General features: G+C 52.1%; 15 protein-coding genes. 4 read left to right on the forward strand and 11 right to left on the reverse strand.

Going from position 1 to position 16,648, the window contains the following annotated elements:
- Nucleotides 1-7: 7 nt before the first annotated feature.
- From BLU70_RS02075 to BLU70_RS02100, 6 genes are all read right to left on the reverse strand, one after another.
- Complete coding sequence (locus tag BLU70_RS02075) at nt 8-631, reverse strand: YhbD family protein (RefSeq protein WP_006448286.1); 624 nt, start codon at nt 629-631, stop codon at nt 8-10.
- 145 nt (nt 632-776) lie between these two features.
- Nucleotides 777-2,558 carry a peptide ABC transporter substrate-binding protein gene (locus tag BLU70_RS02080; protein WP_074691538.1) on the reverse strand — a complete coding sequence of 594 codons (1,782 nt, stop codon included), beginning with the start codon at nt 2,556-2,558 and terminating at the stop codon, nt 777-779.
- 262 nt (nt 2,559-2,820) lie between these two features.
- On the reverse strand, nt 2,821-3,264 hold the full coding sequence (locus BLU70_RS02085) for a DinB family protein (RefSeq protein WP_074691540.1): 444 nt from the start codon (nt 3,262-3,264) through the stop codon (nt 2,821-2,823).
- A 122-nt stretch (nt 3,265-3,386) separates the two neighbouring features.
- Nucleotides 3,387-3,875 (reverse strand): helical membrane plugin domain-containing protein, encoded by a 489-nt coding sequence (locus BLU70_RS02090; protein ID WP_074691542.1) that lies wholly within the window; start codon nt 3,873-3,875, stop codon nt 3,387-3,389.
- Entirely contained in the window at nt 3,850-6,828 is a 2,979-nt protein-coding gene (gene fdhF, locus BLU70_RS02095) for a formate dehydrogenase subunit alpha (protein ID WP_074691643.1), read from the reverse strand. Before fdhF ends, BLU70_RS02090 begins: the two co-directional genes overlap by 26 nt.
- 180 nt (nt 6,829-7,008) lie before the next feature.
- On the reverse strand, nt 7,009-7,380 hold the full coding sequence (locus BLU70_RS02100; RefSeq protein WP_040290914.1) for a Na-translocating system protein MpsC family protein: 372 nt from the start codon (nt 7,378-7,380) through the stop codon (nt 7,009-7,011).
- A 158-nt stretch (nt 7,381-7,538) separates the two neighbouring features.
- Here BLU70_RS02100 and BLU70_RS02105 point away from each other — a divergent pair, with 158 nt between their 5' ends.
- Together BLU70_RS02105 and BLU70_RS02110 are read left to right on the forward strand one after the other, a co-directional pair.
- Nucleotides 7,539-8,429, forward strand: coding sequence for a TIGR01777 family oxidoreductase (locus BLU70_RS02105; RefSeq protein WP_006448279.1), 891 nt, complete (start codon nt 7,539-7,541; stop codon nt 8,427-8,429).
- Between the two features lie 93 nt (nt 8,430-8,522).
- The gene (locus tag BLU70_RS02110) at nt 8,523-9,857 is read left to right on the forward strand and encodes an MFS transporter (protein ID WP_074691546.1); all 1,335 of its coding nucleotides are present in this window, start codon (nt 8,523-8,525) and stop codon (nt 9,855-9,857) included.
- 71 nt (nt 9,858-9,928) lie between these two features.
- Here the strand turns inward: BLU70_RS02110 and BLU70_RS02115 are convergent, their stop codons facing one another.
- Nucleotides 9,929-10,480, reverse strand: coding sequence for a DJ-1/PfpI family protein (locus BLU70_RS02115; protein ID WP_074691548.1), 552 nt, complete (start codon nt 10,478-10,480; stop codon nt 9,929-9,931).
- 223 nt (nt 10,481-10,703) lie between these two features.
- On the opposite strand from BLU70_RS02115, the gene BLU70_RS02120 reads away from it, so the two are divergent.
- On the forward strand, nt 10,704-11,366 hold the full coding sequence (locus BLU70_RS02120; protein WP_074691550.1) for a LytTR family DNA-binding domain-containing protein: 663 nt from the start codon (nt 10,704-10,706) through the stop codon (nt 11,364-11,366).
- A 241-nt stretch (nt 11,367-11,607) separates the two neighbouring features.
- Nucleotides 11,608-13,128 carry a succinate CoA transferase gene (locus BLU70_RS02125; RefSeq protein ID WP_074691552.1) on the forward strand — a complete coding sequence of 507 codons (1,521 nt, stop codon included), beginning with the start codon at nt 11,608-11,610 and terminating at the stop codon, nt 13,126-13,128.
- A gap of 158 nt (nt 13,129-13,286) precedes the next feature.
- Here the strand turns inward: BLU70_RS02125 and BLU70_RS02130 are convergent, their stop codons facing one another.
- The 4 genes from BLU70_RS02130 to BLU70_RS14320 form a co-directional block, all read right to left on the reverse strand.
- Nucleotides 13,287-14,783, reverse strand: coding sequence for an aldehyde dehydrogenase family protein (locus BLU70_RS02130; protein WP_244885080.1), 1,497 nt, complete (start codon nt 14,781-14,783; stop codon nt 13,287-13,289).
- Nucleotides 14,784-15,039: 256 nt separating this feature from the next.
- Nucleotides 15,040-15,927, reverse strand: coding sequence for a methyl-accepting chemotaxis protein (locus BLU70_RS02135; RefSeq protein WP_006448271.1), 888 nt, complete (start codon nt 15,925-15,927; stop codon nt 15,040-15,042).
- A 177-nt stretch (nt 15,928-16,104) separates the two neighbouring features.
- A complete protein-coding gene (locus BLU70_RS02140) occupies nt 16,105-16,293 on the reverse strand; it encodes a hypothetical protein (RefSeq protein WP_006448270.1) in 189 nt (62 codons plus the stop codon).
- Between the two features lie 29 nt (nt 16,294-16,322).
- On the reverse strand, nt 16,323-16,508 hold the full coding sequence (locus BLU70_RS14320) for a hypothetical protein (RefSeq protein ID WP_143027460.1): 186 nt from the start codon (nt 16,506-16,508) through the stop codon (nt 16,323-16,325).
- Nucleotides 16,509-16,648: the final 140 nt, after the last annotated feature.

Here is a 16,648-nt window from a genome sequence, read left to right on the forward strand (position 1 = left end):
CGCCCCCTCACAATAACCTTAGCTTGACATCTTCAATGCACTCGCTCACATCCGCGTCAAACACTAATTTTGCATCCGGATCGATGACGAACTGGCCATCCGCACTTTGAACCACCCAGACGGACACCCCGAGCTTACGAACACAGGCAATCCGCATCCGAAAGTCAGAAAACATTGTTATGCTCTGCTCCAGAGTTCGCAAGGCATTTCGGGCTTCGTCCAAACCCACATTTCCACTTGCAAGTGCGCGATGAACAACGCTTGCAAACACCACGTCCCGAAATGAGCAAACCTTCGTATTCGGATGCTCAAGCCGGTAGACGCGCCACGCCTGCTCCGACACGATACTCCTTTTCACCATGTCTTCACCGCAGAGCGCGATCTCCGCCGGATCCGGAGAAAATCTGCGAGCAAGCTCATCGAGCGATAAATCGTCCTTTAATTGCTTAATCTGCTCGATCCGGCTGAGTATCTTTTCCCGCGGGAAAAAGGTCTCCTGGCCTGTAAACGTCGATTTGCGGATAAACCATCCCTCTGGAATCAGGTCCTTTCGCTTCCATCGGTACAATTGACCATATGAAATCCCCGTTAAATCGAGCAACTCCTTTTTTGAGATCAACTCCTGTTCCACACCACCATCTCCTGTGCGAGATCATCGTAACATAACATTGTTACACACACAACAAAAATCTGCACATCAGTTTCCAAGCTAAAAAAACCCGCCATTTCGGCGGGCTGAGGATCTTCACAATAGCACCACATAATCGGTGGTACAATTATTTGTTCGAAACGGTCCAGTATTGCATTTCCGGAACACCAGTTGCACCGTTGTAGTACGGTAGAACGTTGTGTACGTTCGGCGCCACGACAGCCAAGGTTGCGACATTGACACCCCAGAGGAACGGCAACTGCTTAGCCGTGTACATTTCGTATTGGTAGAAGTGCTGCATGGTTTCTTGCTGTGTTGCATACGGAACGTGGGTAGCGTTGATCAAAGCATCTTCCTCTTTATCGCTATAGCCAGTGCCCGAAGGCGCACCCGTGTTGAACAAACCTTCGCCGGACGGATAGAAGCCCGGTCCGTTGTATACCCAACCGGAACCCGTAGCTAGATCCCACGTGTAGTCTTTCGGGTTGCTCGTCTTCGAAAGGAACGTCATAAATTCCTCGCCCTTAAGCGACACTTTGACCCCGATTTGCGCCCAGTCCTGTTGCATCAACTCGGCTGCGTCCAGCGAAGACTGATTGCCCGTCACATACATCAACGTCAGGTTCAGCTTCTGATTACCCTTCGTCATCACACCATTGACAAGCTTCCAACCGTGCGATTCGAGCAGTTGCTTCGCCTTCGTTGGGTTGTACGGATAAAGGTTGTTTTCCGCCGGATCATAGAACTGCGTTCTCGGCGTACCCGGAATTGGGCCCGACAGCGGTTCAGCAAATCCTTTGTAGATGCTCTTCGCAATCGTGTTATTGTCGATGCTCATCTGCAGTGCCTGACGGACATACAGTTGATCGAAGACACTCGCGTGTGGTGCACCCGAATACATATTCATCTCCGTCCAGAAGATACCAAACGGATACTCTGGAGTGATGCTGTCACCGAGCGAGGTCAGCGCAGATTCAGATCCCAACTGGGATTGATCCAGATAACCAACGTTGATTTGACCGCTGCGCAGAGCCGCGAATTCAGCAGCATTGGAACCTTCGTACTGGAAGACAATCTTGCTCACCGTGCTCTTATGTCCGGCATAGCTGGGGTTCGGCGCAATGACCCAATCCTGGCTCGACTTCGCGCTGACCGGCTTAAACGGACCGTCAACAACCTTGTCAAACATCAAGTTGGTTGCATTGGCACCCAAGTACTTGATTTCATCCTCAATGTTGCTCTTGACATCCATATAGGAAGCCGGGAGCGGCGTCAATTGGACAATGCCGTTGTATTCAAACCACTGTTGGTTGGCCGGTTGCTTCAAAGTGATCGTAACCTCATACTTCCCTGTGGCCTGAACGCTCTTGATGCCATCCGGAATATCGCCTGTGCCGACGCCTACAAACGGCCAAGGAGCTGGGGCGTTTTTCGCGGAGGCCGCCTTAATGACGTTCCAAGTAAACAAAACGTCCTTCGATGTTACAGGTTGCCCGTTCGACCATTTCCATTTCGGATTTATGAAAATATGGTACACGGTTCCTTGTTTGTTGTAGGTGATCTTCTGAGCTATCGAATTATTCCAGTTGATTGAGTAGTCGTTGTTCAGCTGTAACATTGGAATATAGAGCTGATCGACCAACTGTGAATTGTAGAGTGAGTCGTTTGCCGCATTGAAGATTGGCAAAAACCACGTCAGATTTGTAGCAGGCGGCAACGCAAATTCGATCACGCCGCCAGTCGCCGTGCTCGCTGCCCCTGTTGTCGCCGTGTTGGTTGCGCTCTGATTGGCTGGCGTTGAATTGCCGGACGCGCTGCTAGCGCCGGTCGTTCCACATCCAGCGACCCCCAAAACAACAGCAGCCGCCGCAGCCGCAGACATGAGAACTCGTTTCTTTTTCTGCACCATTTGTACCTCCCAGAAAATCGTCATACCAATCTGTAAACTAATTTAACAATTCACTCTCCGCACAATCCGCCAATTTCATCGGAAGACGCGGATAGTTCAGATAAACCTAGCTCATTGTAAACTTTCGCGAATAGTTTTGTAAAGATCGTACTGCATTTTCGTCAAGGCAAAGAATTTCGTCTGAACTTTCGTAAAATAACCATACATAGACCTGTATATATACACACTGCGGCCGGCATTTTCCCCGGCCGCAGTACACACATCAAAGCCCCAAAAGTTTCTTCACAAGTGGTATCTGACCGCGATGATGGGCCGTGTGAGCAACCGTGTAGGCGATGAGTTGCCGTTTGTTGACCTCGCCAATACCGAGTTTTGCCCCAAACTGCGCAAGATCCGCTTCCGATAAAGCCTCAAGTGCATGTTTGGCAAACTCCAGGTTATCAGCCCACAATGCCTTGATTTTGGGAACATCCCACGACTCGGCTCGAAATGGAGCACCCGCATCGAGCTCAGGAACTTCTCCTTTAACTTGCGCAAAGAAGCGGCGCTCGACCAACGCAGTATGCTCGACAATCGAGGCGATATTGTTCAAGTTTTGCTGTGGCTTTTTCAGCCAATCGTCATCCGATAACCCTTCCAGCATCTTGTCGACGCTTGCGTGTACGTTTGCGAGCAGTTGATACAGATCGGCAACTTCCTGAATCATGTCCTTCCGCCTCCAAAGCAAACAAAATTGTAGGGTGCGGGGCGTGTCATCATGCCATCCCCCGACAGCTCACATACCACCCCACGTATGCATCGTACATCAATTCAGGCCTAAGATCTTCCTCACTGACCTTCCACGGTGAGCCCGCGTCCAATTCCTTCAAGTGTCCCAAGCAAAAACGCAACAGCGCGATTGACGTCGGGCTTGGACAAAGTTCGCGCCAACTCCAGGAAGCTTACCTTCCTGCCACTAGCGAGGCGCCTGTGCCCTTCCCCAACACCTGCTGCCAACGCCTGCGTCAAGGTGCGTACCACTTGCGGATCGAGCCCGCCTAACAGTTCGATGCATGTCATCGCATTTTTGATAGCACCGAGAACTCCAGGCTTCCTCACTTGTTCGAGAACAATCTCTGCAATTTGCTGTTTGGCACCAAATAGGCCATGTGCCAGATCCATGAGGCCACTTTGTTGGAGATCATCGAGTATGGTGAGTGCCGCTGCCAGCGACTGTCCATGACGAGCAACATCAGTCTGCAACTGACGCAGTGCTTCCACAACGCTCTCCTCTTCACTGATGGTTGGGCGCTCAACGGCTTGAATCGGTTGTGCCATCTTGCATTCTCTCCTTTACCAGCCGCTCCACAGAAACATAACCCGGGCGCTTCCACTTGCGCCAAACCTCCACGCCCTGTTGCGGGCGGCGCTTCCCGTAACGCGGACGTGGCTTGTCCAGCGGGCGTCGGCCGCGCCGTTGTAAGACTTCCAAGCGCACATAGGTCTCCTTATACGCAGGCGTATGGGTGCGCAAGTCGACCGCTGGACCAGTCAGCAAGTTAACAGCCGACTGTTCACTTACCGTATTCATCGGTAGATAGATCTCTTTTCCATACACGCGATCCGTCACCATGACCCGTACCTCAACCTGGCCATGTGGCGATATCAAGCGCACCAGTGCACCATCCTCAATGTTTCGTTCAGAAGCCAGTTCCGGCGAGATCTCGACAAACGTGTCAGGCACCTTATGCGTGAGACCTGCTGATTGGTTGGTCATGTTCCCTTCGTGAAAATGTTCTAGCAAGCGCCCATTATTGAGATGTAAGTCGTATACGGCATCCGGCGTGTCCGGAACAATCCAGTTGGCTCGCGCCAACTTGGCCCTGGCATTGGGGTGCGCAAATCGATCTTTGTACAGCAAAGGCGTACTCGTTCCATCTTCAGCTACCGGCCAAATTTGGCTTGCGTAACCCTCCAGACGGTCGTATTGAATCCCTGCAAAGAGCGGCGCGATCGACGATGCCTCCGCCATGATGTCCGATGGATGTGCATATGCCCAGTCAGCGCCAAGGCGATTCGCAAGGTCCATAATGATTTGCCAGTCTGGTCTTGCGTCCCCCAAAGGTGGAAGCACTTGATAAAGTCTTTGCACACGCCGCTCAGTGTTTGTAAATGTTCCCTCTTTCTCTAGACTGGGACTTGCAGGCAAAACGACGTCGGCAAATTGTGCCGTCTTTGATAAAAAGATGTCCTGCACGACAAAGAATTCGAGCTGACTTAGCGCCGCATGCACGTGGTTGGCGTTCGCATCAACCCACGCCATCTCCTCGCCCATCAGGTACATGGCACGCAACTCGCCGCGCACAATCGCATCGAGCATCGCCTGATTATCCATGCCAGGCCGCTCCGGTAATTCCACTCCCCACACGGCGCCTAACCGCTTGCGGGCAGCCGCATCGCTGACGAGTTGATACCCGGGTAACCAATTTGGCAATGTCCCAAAATCGCATGCCCCTTGCACGTTGTTATGACCGCGTAAAGGGAAGGCCCCTGCCCCCGGACGCCCATAGTTTCCGGTTACGAGAAGGAGGTCACTGATCGCCGCGCTGGTCTCGCTGCCCCCGCGCTGTTGTGTGACGCCCATAGCCCACAGAATGGCGACGCCGTCCGCATCACGAATCATCTCAGCCATCCGTATCAAAGTCGGAACTGGAATCCCTGTAACTTGTTCCGCGTATTGCAAGGTATAGTCGCGGAGAGATTCCACATACGCTTCAAAGCCGTCGACGCGATTGCGGATAAACGCTTCGTCGTGCCACCCTTCGTCTATGATGTAGCGCGTGATAGCCGACAACCAGACGTGATCCGTACCGGGGTTAGGGCGAACGAATAAATCAGCGCGATCGGCCATCTCGTGGCGACGCAAATCTACCACTATCAATTGTTGCCCATGCAGCTTGTGTGCGCGTTTGACTCTCGTCGCCAACACGGGATGTGCTTCTGCCGGATTGGCCCCGACGATGATGACAAGACCTGCTCTTGCGATATCGTCAATTGTCCCCGAGTCTCCCGCCAAGCCCACGGTGCGCAGGAGCCCGTCAGTCGCTGGCGACTGGCAATAGCGCGAACAGTTGTCGATATTGTTTGTGCCGATCACGGCTCGCGCAAGTTTCTGCATCAAGTAATTTTCCTCATTGGTGACCTTGGAAGACGATATAAAACCAAGTGCGTCGGGGCCGAATTCATCGCGAACCTTCCGAAACTTGCTCGCGATCAGATCCAAGGCCTCATCCCAACTGGCCTCGTAGAAGCTGTCTCCCCGCCGAATAAGCGGTTTTGTAAGGCGCTCTCTGCTATTGACAAAATCCCAGCCAAATTTTCCTTTCACACACGTGGATATACCATTTACAGGAGCATCGATGCTCGGCTCCACCTTCAAGATATCGCGCCCCTTCGTCCACACATCAAAGGAGCAACCGACCCCGCAGAATGTGCAAACGGTCTTGGTCTTGCGGATCCGCTGTTCCCGCATGGCAGATTCCATTTCTGAGATCGCAAAAATGCCACCATAGCCTGGTTCAACCGCTTTGATCAAATCAATCATAGGCGACAAAACGCGATCCGGGATGCCTGATAAGTAGCCTGCTTTGCCAAGCATCGACTGTTCCATGAGCGCATTGGTCGGACACACAGTCACACAATGGCCACACGATACACAGGAGGATTGGTCGATGGGAACATCCTCATCCCAAATGACGCGCGGCATCTCGCGCTCCCAGTCGATAGACAACGTCTCGTTAACCTGCAAGTTTTGGCACGCCTCTACACAACGCCCGCATAAGATGCATTGATCTGGATCGTAACGATAAAATGGATTTGAAAGATCTTTCTCGTACCCTTTTGGTCGATACGGATAAGCCTGATGCTCAATGCGCATCAACTCCGCTGTGTTATGCAGCACACAATTTCCGTTGTTGTTATCGCAGACCGTACAGTACAGCATGTGGTTCTCCAGTATCCGATCCATCGCTTCTGTACGCGCTGATCTGGCTAACGCGCTCGATGTTAATACGCGCATGCCCGCCCTGACCGCGGTAGCACAGGCCCTCACCAATTCGCCGTCGACTTCCACCATACACGTGTCACACGTTTGAATCGGTCCAAGTTGCTCGTGATAACAAACGTGTGGGTGTTCGATGCCAGCGTCCATCATCGCCTGCAAAATCGTTTTGTCCGTCTTCGCTTCGATAGCTCGTCCGTCAATCTCGACCGTGCAGACACCTGTATCCAGCGATTGCGCCACGGTGACCCCTCCAACATAGAAACCCAGATTTCTGTGCAACAAAAATAAAAACTCCACCAAAATCCACGCCAAAGCAGGCTTGAATTTCGGTGGAGTAGCAAAAAGCACAAGCGGTACTTTTAGACCAATCCACATAGAGATTCTGTTGATAGGATCAATTTATCACACTCAGGACGGCGAGTCGAGTCCAAGTGCTCGATCAAATACGTAGACCGTTACGGCCATGTCGAGATCGACATCAAAATCACAGAACAGCGTGACGAGCGACGCCCCGACCAACTGCTCGACGTGTGACTTTACTTTTTCATCTTTGTAAATTTCCTTGATAAACGTCGTTCGCAATTCGCGGACAAGCCGACGTCCCTCTTCCGACCTGACTGCGAACTTCTCGACGCTTGTCAGATTGCCTCTCAGTTCGCAAATCGCCCAAGGACCGACAAAGCGTGTAGTAATGTGCTCTGGACCTTTGCCAACATGTTGTTTGCGCACTTCTCGAACCAAGTTGCTAAATGCATGTGCTATCTTGATTGGTTGCGTCATGAAGGTCCCCACCTCGTGAAGAACTACCTTCATGACTATACCCCTGCAGGACTAGGTATGGCAAAGTCACGAGGGAGTCGGGAAGTTATGTCTGCATCAAAACAAGGCGTCATATTCTGCTATGATAAGCCCAATCCACACTTCCGGAGGGATACCACGTGCGCATCGTCGCCATCGGCGGATCGGGCTTTATTGGCAGTCATTTATGCAAACACCTAGGGCTCGCAGGACATCAAGTAACTGTCGTGCGGCGGCCCTATACCGTGGAACGTCTACTTGCCGCTTGCAAGATCAACGCTACACAGAATCTAAACACATCCTCCGACGAGGACCAAGCGTACGCCATCGTCAATCTGGCAGGGGCCTCGCTTAACCGCGGACGCTGGTCAGCGCACGACCGCAACGAGATCCTCACATCGCGCATTGCGACCTCCAAAGCGGTCGTAACAGCCATCTCCCAGGCACCGCAGCCCCCTCGTGCATATGTACAAGCGTCAGCTATCGGTTACTACGGCACCTCATTCGACGACACATTCACAGAAGACGATGCGCCAGGGGACGATTTTCTGGCTACCGTATGCACCCGATGGGAACAGGCGGCGCAGCCTGTCCATCAGCGTACGCGCGTTGTCTGCATTCGCTTGGGCATGGTGCTAGGTAAGGACGGCGGCGCCCTTTCTTCGCTCTTGCCGCTTTTTCGCATCGGCTTGGGCGGAACCGTTGGCAACGGCCGGCAATGGGTATCGTGGATCCATGTAGCGGACGCAAGTGCCCTCATCGAATGGTGTCTACGAGACGACCGCATCACTGGTCCAATCAACGCGACGGCACCACATCCAGTGCAAATGCGCGATTTCACCCGTGCGATCGCGCGACAACTGCACCGTCCACACTTGTTGTCAATCCCGGCCCCCATTCTTCGGTTGGCCCTTGGTCAACGAGCCCAATTGGTGTTGACAGGACAGCGCGTTCTCCCTGCAAAGGCTGAGGCCCTCCACTTTCAGTTTGCCTTTCCTTATCTTGACGCCGCACTCGCTAACATCTTATGAGCAGGACTTGTCTCCAGGCCTGTCCTGGACTTAAAATGAAACCGATTTCCTAACTACTTCGACATACAAAACAACAAAGGAGGGAAACACGCGATGCGATCTCGTTTTCGCTGGGTTATCATCGCACTACTCTTTTTCATCACGGTCGTCAACTACATTGATCGATCCGCCATCTCCTACGCCATTTCCGACATTTCCAAAGTGCTTCATCTGAATGCGGATCAAACGGGCCTCATTCTTGGTGCGTTCGGCGTCGGCTACATGATAACAACCTTCTTCGGCGGCATTTGGGTCGATCACGTTGGTGCCCGACGAGCTCTGTTCTGGGCATCGCTCCTGTGGACCTTATCCATTGGCTTGACTGGTGCGGCTGTCGGCTTTGCTATGATCTTCTTGATGCGTATCCTGCTAGGCGTCGCAGAAGGCCCGAACTTCCCGGCGGTCAACCGGGCCGTAGGCGACTGGTTGTCCAGTCGCGAACGCGCAATTGCCCTGTCAAATTCATTGGTCGCCGTTCCGCTGGCACTCGCCATCGGGGGGCCGGTTGCAACGGCACTCATCCTTGGCACATCGTGGCGCGGGATGTTCATCATCCTCGGCGTCATCGGCCTCATCTGGGTACCGATTTGGTATTTTCTGTTCCGCGATTTCCCAGAGCACAGCAAGCGTGTCAATGATGCCGAGCTGCGGCATATTCGTGGCACAGATACAATCGACCGCAGCGTTCAATCCGCCGACATGCGCAAGGCACAAGCCCATCGCCTGCCATCCGGATCGTTGTGGAAGTATTTGCTGGCCAATCGTACACTGATGGCGAACAACTGGTCATTCTTCGTCTTTGGCTATTATCTCTTTTTCTTTATGACCTGGCTTCCGTCGTACTTTGAAAAGCAATACCATCTCAATTTGAAGTCGGTAGGTCTATTCTCTGTCCTGCCCTGGGCATTGGCAACCATCCTGCTGTGGCTCGTCGGCTATTTATCGGACGGTATTCTGAAACGCACAGGTAGCTTGCGTCTTGCGAGATCGTACCCAATTTGGATATCACAACTCCTGTCAGCCCTGTGCGTGGTACCCCTCACGTTGACACATAATTTTACGATCGCGATTATCTTTATCACACTCGCTGTTGGATTTGGCATGAGTGCCAACTCGACGTTCTACGCGATCAACGTCGATATGATGCGCGATCGAACAGGTACCGCACTTGGCGTCATGGATACGTTTTTCGCAATTGCGGGCTTTCTCGCCCCTGTCATTACTGGCGCGATCGTCAATGCCACAGGGAGCTTCAACAGCGCTTTTTGGCTGATGGCGGCTTTGGCGGCAACATCGGTACTGGCGGTTCTCTTTTTCCACCATCCAGATAAGCAAGCTCGAATTGATAACCCGGTGGTACCAGGGTCCAGACGTTCCATTTCATCTTGACGAAGTGAAAAACCACAAAACACGTAACGGGAGCGCACGATGCACGCTCCCGTTACGTGTCTGAAAGCTTGTTATCCCTGTAACAGTTTCATAAATTCTCGCATGAACCCTGGCAAGTCAGGCCACGCATGTCCCGATACCAAGTTCCCATCAACATATAGGGTTTGTGTTGCATAATGAGCCCCCATCGCTTCCACAGACGGTTTACAAGCAATGTAGGCTGTCAGGGTACGCCCTTGCAATTGTTCACGTACAACTTCAAGCACTTGCGCCGCGTGACAGATGGCCCCAATTGGTTTGTTGGCCATCAGAAAGTGGTTTAGAATGCGTGGAATGTGCTCGTTCAGACGAATGTACTCGGGCGCCCGGCCACCAGGAATGATGATGCCGTCAAATGATTCCGGCTGGACGTCGGCAAATGCCATGTCTGCCTGCAACAAGTATCCCGGTTTCTCGGTATACGTCTCCCAATCGGTGAAATCGTGGACGACCGTGTGCAGCGTCTTTTTCGTCGGCGCTGCAATGACCGCTTCCACGCCCCCTTCCAAAAGACGATAGTACGGATAGTAAACCTCCAAAGCCTCAACCGCGTCACCGGTTAGAATGAGAACCCGCTTCGGCATGTACCTTCCCCCTTCATGGCGATTGACTTAGCACCGGTGCTGACAAGTGACCATGTCAACCAGCACCTGTACAGTGGTTTGGCACTTCCGTTCTATGCTGGTATAGAGTTGAACATGCAAGTTCACGGTCATTTGATGAAGGGCTATCAACCTTCCTTTGTCACTCTCGGAACTCGACGTGCTAGACTGTTCCTAGACCCTAAGCGATAAAGGGGGTATACCCATGAACCACTTACCCATCCTGCATGACTTGCCGCAGGTTTTAGAGGAATGGGTTCCATCCGAAGCGTCCATCGCCATCGCGGATGAAGAACGTTACATTTTTTATCGTGCCGGAGGATATGATTTGCACTTGCGCCCCGGTGATCCAGTCCACCCCGAGAGTGTGGCGAATCGCGTATTTCAGATAGGTAAGCGCGTGGAAACAGACGTGGACGCATCGGTTTACGGTATCCCATATCATGGTCTTGGATATCCGTTACGCGCTCAACCTGGTCACAACATGGCATTGACGGTGATTTTGCCACCAGAAACGAAGGAACGTCCATCTCAATTCGATTTTGTCGTTGGACAACAAGGTGAAGTGTGGCGCCCTCTTTCCATAGATGAAATTGCCTGGATTGAAAGCTACGAAAAGCGCACCTGGCTATACACGGCGGATGGTGCATATAGCACGCGCTTGACCTTACAGACGCTTGAGCGCCGGCTACCTTTCGCAAAATTTTTGCGTATCCACCGTTCGTACCTGGTTCAAATTGCTTGGATCGAAAAGATGGAGCGCGATTTCCACTCGAGCCTACTGATCACGCTCCGCCCACCGCTTTCGAAACAGTTGCGTGTATCACAGAGTTATGTCCACCACGTGCGACAAACCCTCGGCTTTTAATCAAGACGCATATGGCCCTCACGATTGGCGGGTAGCAAAAAGATCGGCTACCCGTCTTCTTGCTATTACTCACGATTCATCGCACATCGTATGGTTTTGTCCGCAATAGTCGTCGTTTATCAAAAAACCAATGCATGACACAAAAAATCCGTCTATGTTTGTATCAGACGCGACGTATCCGCTTTCATGCGACTGCCCATTTGCCATTTTCATGGCCCGATTGCATAAAGAGGTGGACACCATGCTAGAACAACGAATTCGAAATGTAGCCTTGCGCTCTCGGGTTTGCACCGCCGACGAAGTGCAAAGTTGGATTCAAAACGGTATGACCATCGCCGTGAGTGGATTCACGAAATCAGGAGATGCAAAAGCCACTTTACAGGCACTGGCACGACGAAAAGATAAGACCGGTGAACCTATAAAGATCAATCTACTTTCAGGTGCTTCCCTTGGTGAAACCGATGGCATTCTGGCCAGCCGTGGCTTACTCGGTATGCGACTACCATTTCAATCAGATCCAGATCTTAGGAAAAGTATTAATCTCGGGGAAATTTCATATATCGACCAACATCTCAGCGAAACTGCCGAGTGGATACGCAGTGGTTGGCTCGGAGACATTGATTTTGCCATCATTGAGGCAACAGCGATTACGGAGAATGGTGGAATCATCCCAACGACTTCTGTTGGTAACAGTCCCATCTTTGTCGAAAAGGCCAAAAGGGTTATCGTCGAGATCAACCTCTCTCTCCCGTTAGAGCTTGAGGGTGTACATGACATTTATCTGCCAACTGCACGTCCGAATCGGCAACCGATCCCGTTGGTCAATGTTCGCGATCGTATTGGGACTACATATATACCGTGCCCTCCCGACAAAATTGCCGCTGTGATTCTAACCACAGCACAAGATACACCTTCCAATGTCTCTGCACCCGACGCGGAAACGGCTGCGATGGCTGGCCACATACTCGAGTTTCTTTCGCATGAAGTAAACCGCGGGCGTCTTCCCAAAAATATTGGACCACTGCAAAGTGGGATTGGCTCAGTGGCAAACGCCGTTTTAAGTGGACTTGTGCAAGGCCCTTTTCATGATTTGGAAATTTATACAGAAGTGATGCAGGACGCCGCCTTCGAATTATTGGATGCTGGTAAAGTCCGTTTTGCATCCAGTTGTTCTTTTACACTTTCACAGGCCATGCGTCGGCATGTTCTATCACGTCTCGGCGAGTATCGAGAAAAAGTCGTGCTTCGCCCACAGGAGATCTCAAACCACCCCGAAATCGTTCGCCGTCTTGGCGTGATCGCCATCAACGGCGCACTCGAAGTCGATCTCTATGGCAATGTCAACTCCACACACGTTTCAGGAACACACATGATGAATGGAGTGGGCGGATCGGGTGACTTTGCGCGCAACGCGGCACTATCCATCTTCGTCACGAAGTCGACAGCCAAAGATGGTAGAATCTCGAGCGTAATTCCGTTCGTAACACACGTCGACCACCCGGAACACGATGTGGACGTCATCGTCACAGAGCGCGGAATCGCGGATCTGCGCGGTCTCGCTCCACGTCAACGCGCTCGCGCAATCATCGACCATATAGCGCATCCGGATTACCAAGATGCCCTTCGGGACTATGTACGACACGCTGAAAGTCACAGCGGAAATACTCCTCATGCATTGGACGAAGCATTCGGTTGGCACCTGCGACTCCAACAGCAAGGCGACATGCGCACTATGCCGAGCCCAGTCCGAGCTGTCAATTAAGCTTCGGAAGGAACCACAGCGCTGACATGATAGGAACAGAATCGAGAATCGCCATTAAAGTTGGCTCTGCCGTCCGTTGCGTAAACGCAACATTGTGAGAGGCTCCATGGGGATTCAGAAACAGCCGCAGCGAGCATTATCTGCGGCTGTTTCTCTACTTATTCTGGAATGTTAGGGAGTTCCCCGACTTTAGGAACATTGATGACGTGAAGCTCTGTATATCCGAGCAGACCTTCGACACCATACTCGCGGCCGATACCGGACTGCTTGAAGCCACCAAACGGGTAACGAATGTCGAGCCCTTGCACAGCCGCAGTATTGATCATCGTGGTTCCCGCCTCGATTCGACGTGCAACACGGAGTGCATGTTCTTCTTCGCCCCATACAGAACTGGTCAAACCGTAAATACTGTTGTTCACCAGTTGAATGCCCTGTTCTTCATCGTCATACGGCAAAACCGGGACCGTAGGTCCAAACTGTTCCTCAACGACAATCGGATCGTCATATCCAGCACCCAACACCACAGTTGGCTGCATAAAATAGCCTTTTGCGAACACATTCTCGTCGAGAATACGGCCAAGTGGAATCACCTTTGCTCCGCGGCTCCTCGCATCCTCAATCAACCGCTCGACATGACGTACCTGCGGCAAATTGTTGACCGGTCCAATGGTGACATCAGGATGGAAAGCATCACCGACGCGAATCCACTTGTTAGCAGCCTCAATATACTTCTCGACAAATGCGTCGTATATCGAACGATGGACATAGACGCGCTTGGCAATCATACAGATTTGTCCGGTCGTCAGGAAGTTCGATATAACAAGCCGCCGCATCGCGCGCTCGTCGTTGACATCAAAATCAGACAAAACCAAAGCGGCATCATTTCCACCTAGCTCGAGCGTCATATTTTTAATGGTATCGGACGCAGACTTCATAATGTGCGTTGCCGTTTTCGTACCACCAGTAAACGCAATCTTTGCGACCTTGGGGTTAGTTGTTAACTCGACACCAACATCCGCGTCGCCGTGCACCATATTCAAGACCCCTGCCGGAAACTCGCCGGCCATCCATTCGACCGCTTTGCTGACGGCAAGCGGAGCGAACGGACTCGGTTTGAGCACCATCGTGTTCCCTGCGATCAAGGCTGGCGCAATCTTAATGGTGGACAGTGCCAGCGGATAGTTCCACGGCGTGATTGCCGCAACGACACCCATTGGGTCACGCGTGATGATGGTCTTGCCGTTCTCGTGTTGCTCCACCTTTTCCGCCAAAGCCTCTTCCGCAATATCACAGGCATAATCCATCCATGCCAGGCTCACGAACATCTCGCCCTGCGCGTCGTAGACGGGCTTCCCGTGTTCACGAGACAACAACGGCACCAACTCGGGGATCGCCTCCCGGAATCGTGCAATCGCGCGGCGCATGTGTGCGATCCGCTCGCGCAGCGGCGTTTGTGCCCAAGCTGGAAATGCTGCAGCAGCCGCATCGATGGCCCGCACAGCGTCTTCGCGTGTATTCACAGGACCGTACCCGACAATTTCTTCCGGGTTGGCTGGATTTTCACGCGTATAGCGCTTCTCCGTATCTACCCGCTCTCCGTTGATAATGGCTTGAACCACCACGGGCTCTGTGACCATCCGCAACTCCTCTTGCATAGGACGTACCTTCTTTCGCACATATCATCGGTCTTCATAGATCAAATTGGAAGGACACCGGTTCTGCTGAAATCTCCTTTGAGGCTATGATAGCGCTCACGCGTTCCCACTGTCTATCGAGCGCATGGTCACCTTTCCAAGCGGCTCATCTTTTCCTTGAGCCGATGCAGTCCATACTAGAGCCCACATCATCAACATGTGCAGCGCGATCGGAACCGCGGAGGCTTGAATGGGTTCCGCTCGCGCTACCCGAGGTTCATGATTCGTTTTGACCCCCATCGCCAGACACAATGCTCTCTGCGTACTTCGCCAAGGCAACTGCAGACTGGCTGATTTCCTGAATGGTGGACGCCAACTCCTCCGTGGCGGCGGATTGGCTTTCCGTTTCTCGATTTACAACAAGGATGGATTCTGCCAGACGCTTTAACAAACGCTCTACTTCATCCACTGTGCCGCTGATAATTTCGGTTTGACGCTTTGCATCGTCTGCTAGCTTACGAACTTCACGCGCAATGACAGCAAAGCCCTTGCCTGCCTCGCTCGATCGCGACGCTTCAATCGACGCATTTAAACCTAGAATACGGCTATTATTCGAGATCTCCTTGACGCGCTCGGAAATTTTCCGTATATCTTTCATACTCTTTAGGACTTCATCCGACTGATGGGAGATATCGGACATGTTGTCAGCCAGCACGTTGATGGAACCCGCTACTTCTTCAACAGTCGCGCTAATTTGTTCCACAGCACTGGAAAGCGTCGAAGCGACTTCAAATAGATGGTTGTAACGCTGCATGCTGATGCCAACGCCCATTGCACCAACGATATTCCCTTGCTCGTCACAGAGTGGGATGGAGTTGGCCATCATCGGTACTCCGAATACCGACTCAGGCACAAACGTGCGAGTCGCTCTGCCTTGATCTACGACCTCGTACATGCCATCCCCAGGCGTTAAACGATAACCTGGCTGTAAACCAAGCGAAAATGTCTTACCTGGAACGGACAGCCATAGCGTTGTTACATCGGAGACGCCGATGGTGACATCGTCAGGAAAAACCTCTGCCAACGCCGGAGCCAACTGTATCATCGTTTCCACAACCGGATGCAATTGCGGTTTGACCACTTCATTCACAGTATCATTTGCCATTTGATTGTCTCCTCGTCCCTGACAAAGTACAAGATCTACCTATTTATTATAGGCTTTATTATAGGCGCAGAAAGGAGTCGTTGGCTAGGTAATAAGAAAAGTCGTCATGGACGTAAAAAGGCTACACCGCAAGCTAGAAGCCTGCGGTGTAACCTTGTCTCCCTGATCGCTTGAACGTTAGCTCCAGATAGCAATGCCGTCGGCAGAAGACGAATTCGAAGCATCCTGTGACTGGATTACGGTTGTCGATCCGCTTTGTGACTGTGTCGTATCCGTCGAACCGTTCGCTTGCTGCCCAGAAACGTTCGCAGTAGCTGCCGATTGCCCTTGGCCGATGAAAGCATGGTGTGCGTTCTGTGTTTGCATAATATTGGTTCCCGTAGACTGTACCTGTGTTACGTTGGTTGCCCCGTTTGCGCGTTGACCAGCCAAATTCGCAATGCCAGCGGTTTGGTGTTGTGCCGTATCGGAACCACTCGTAGATGTTTGACTTTGCCCAATGCCAGATTGACTGATTTGGTACTGCCCATCAGAACTGGTGCCACCAATCTGTCCCGTGGAACCAGTTGCTTGTTGCCCATCTACATTTAGAACACCGGCAGGCTGTGTTTAGTGCGAATCAGAACCTAAGTTCGTTTGCGCCTGGCCTAGGTCGTTCGAATTTGACTGCGACTGATACTGACCATTTGATCCTTCTGCAGACTGCAAACCTACATTTGGT

The organism is Alicyclobacillus hesperidum, from assembly GCF_900107035.1.
GTDB lineage: Bacteria > Bacillota > Bacilli > Alicyclobacillales > Alicyclobacillaceae > Alicyclobacillus > Alicyclobacillus hesperidum.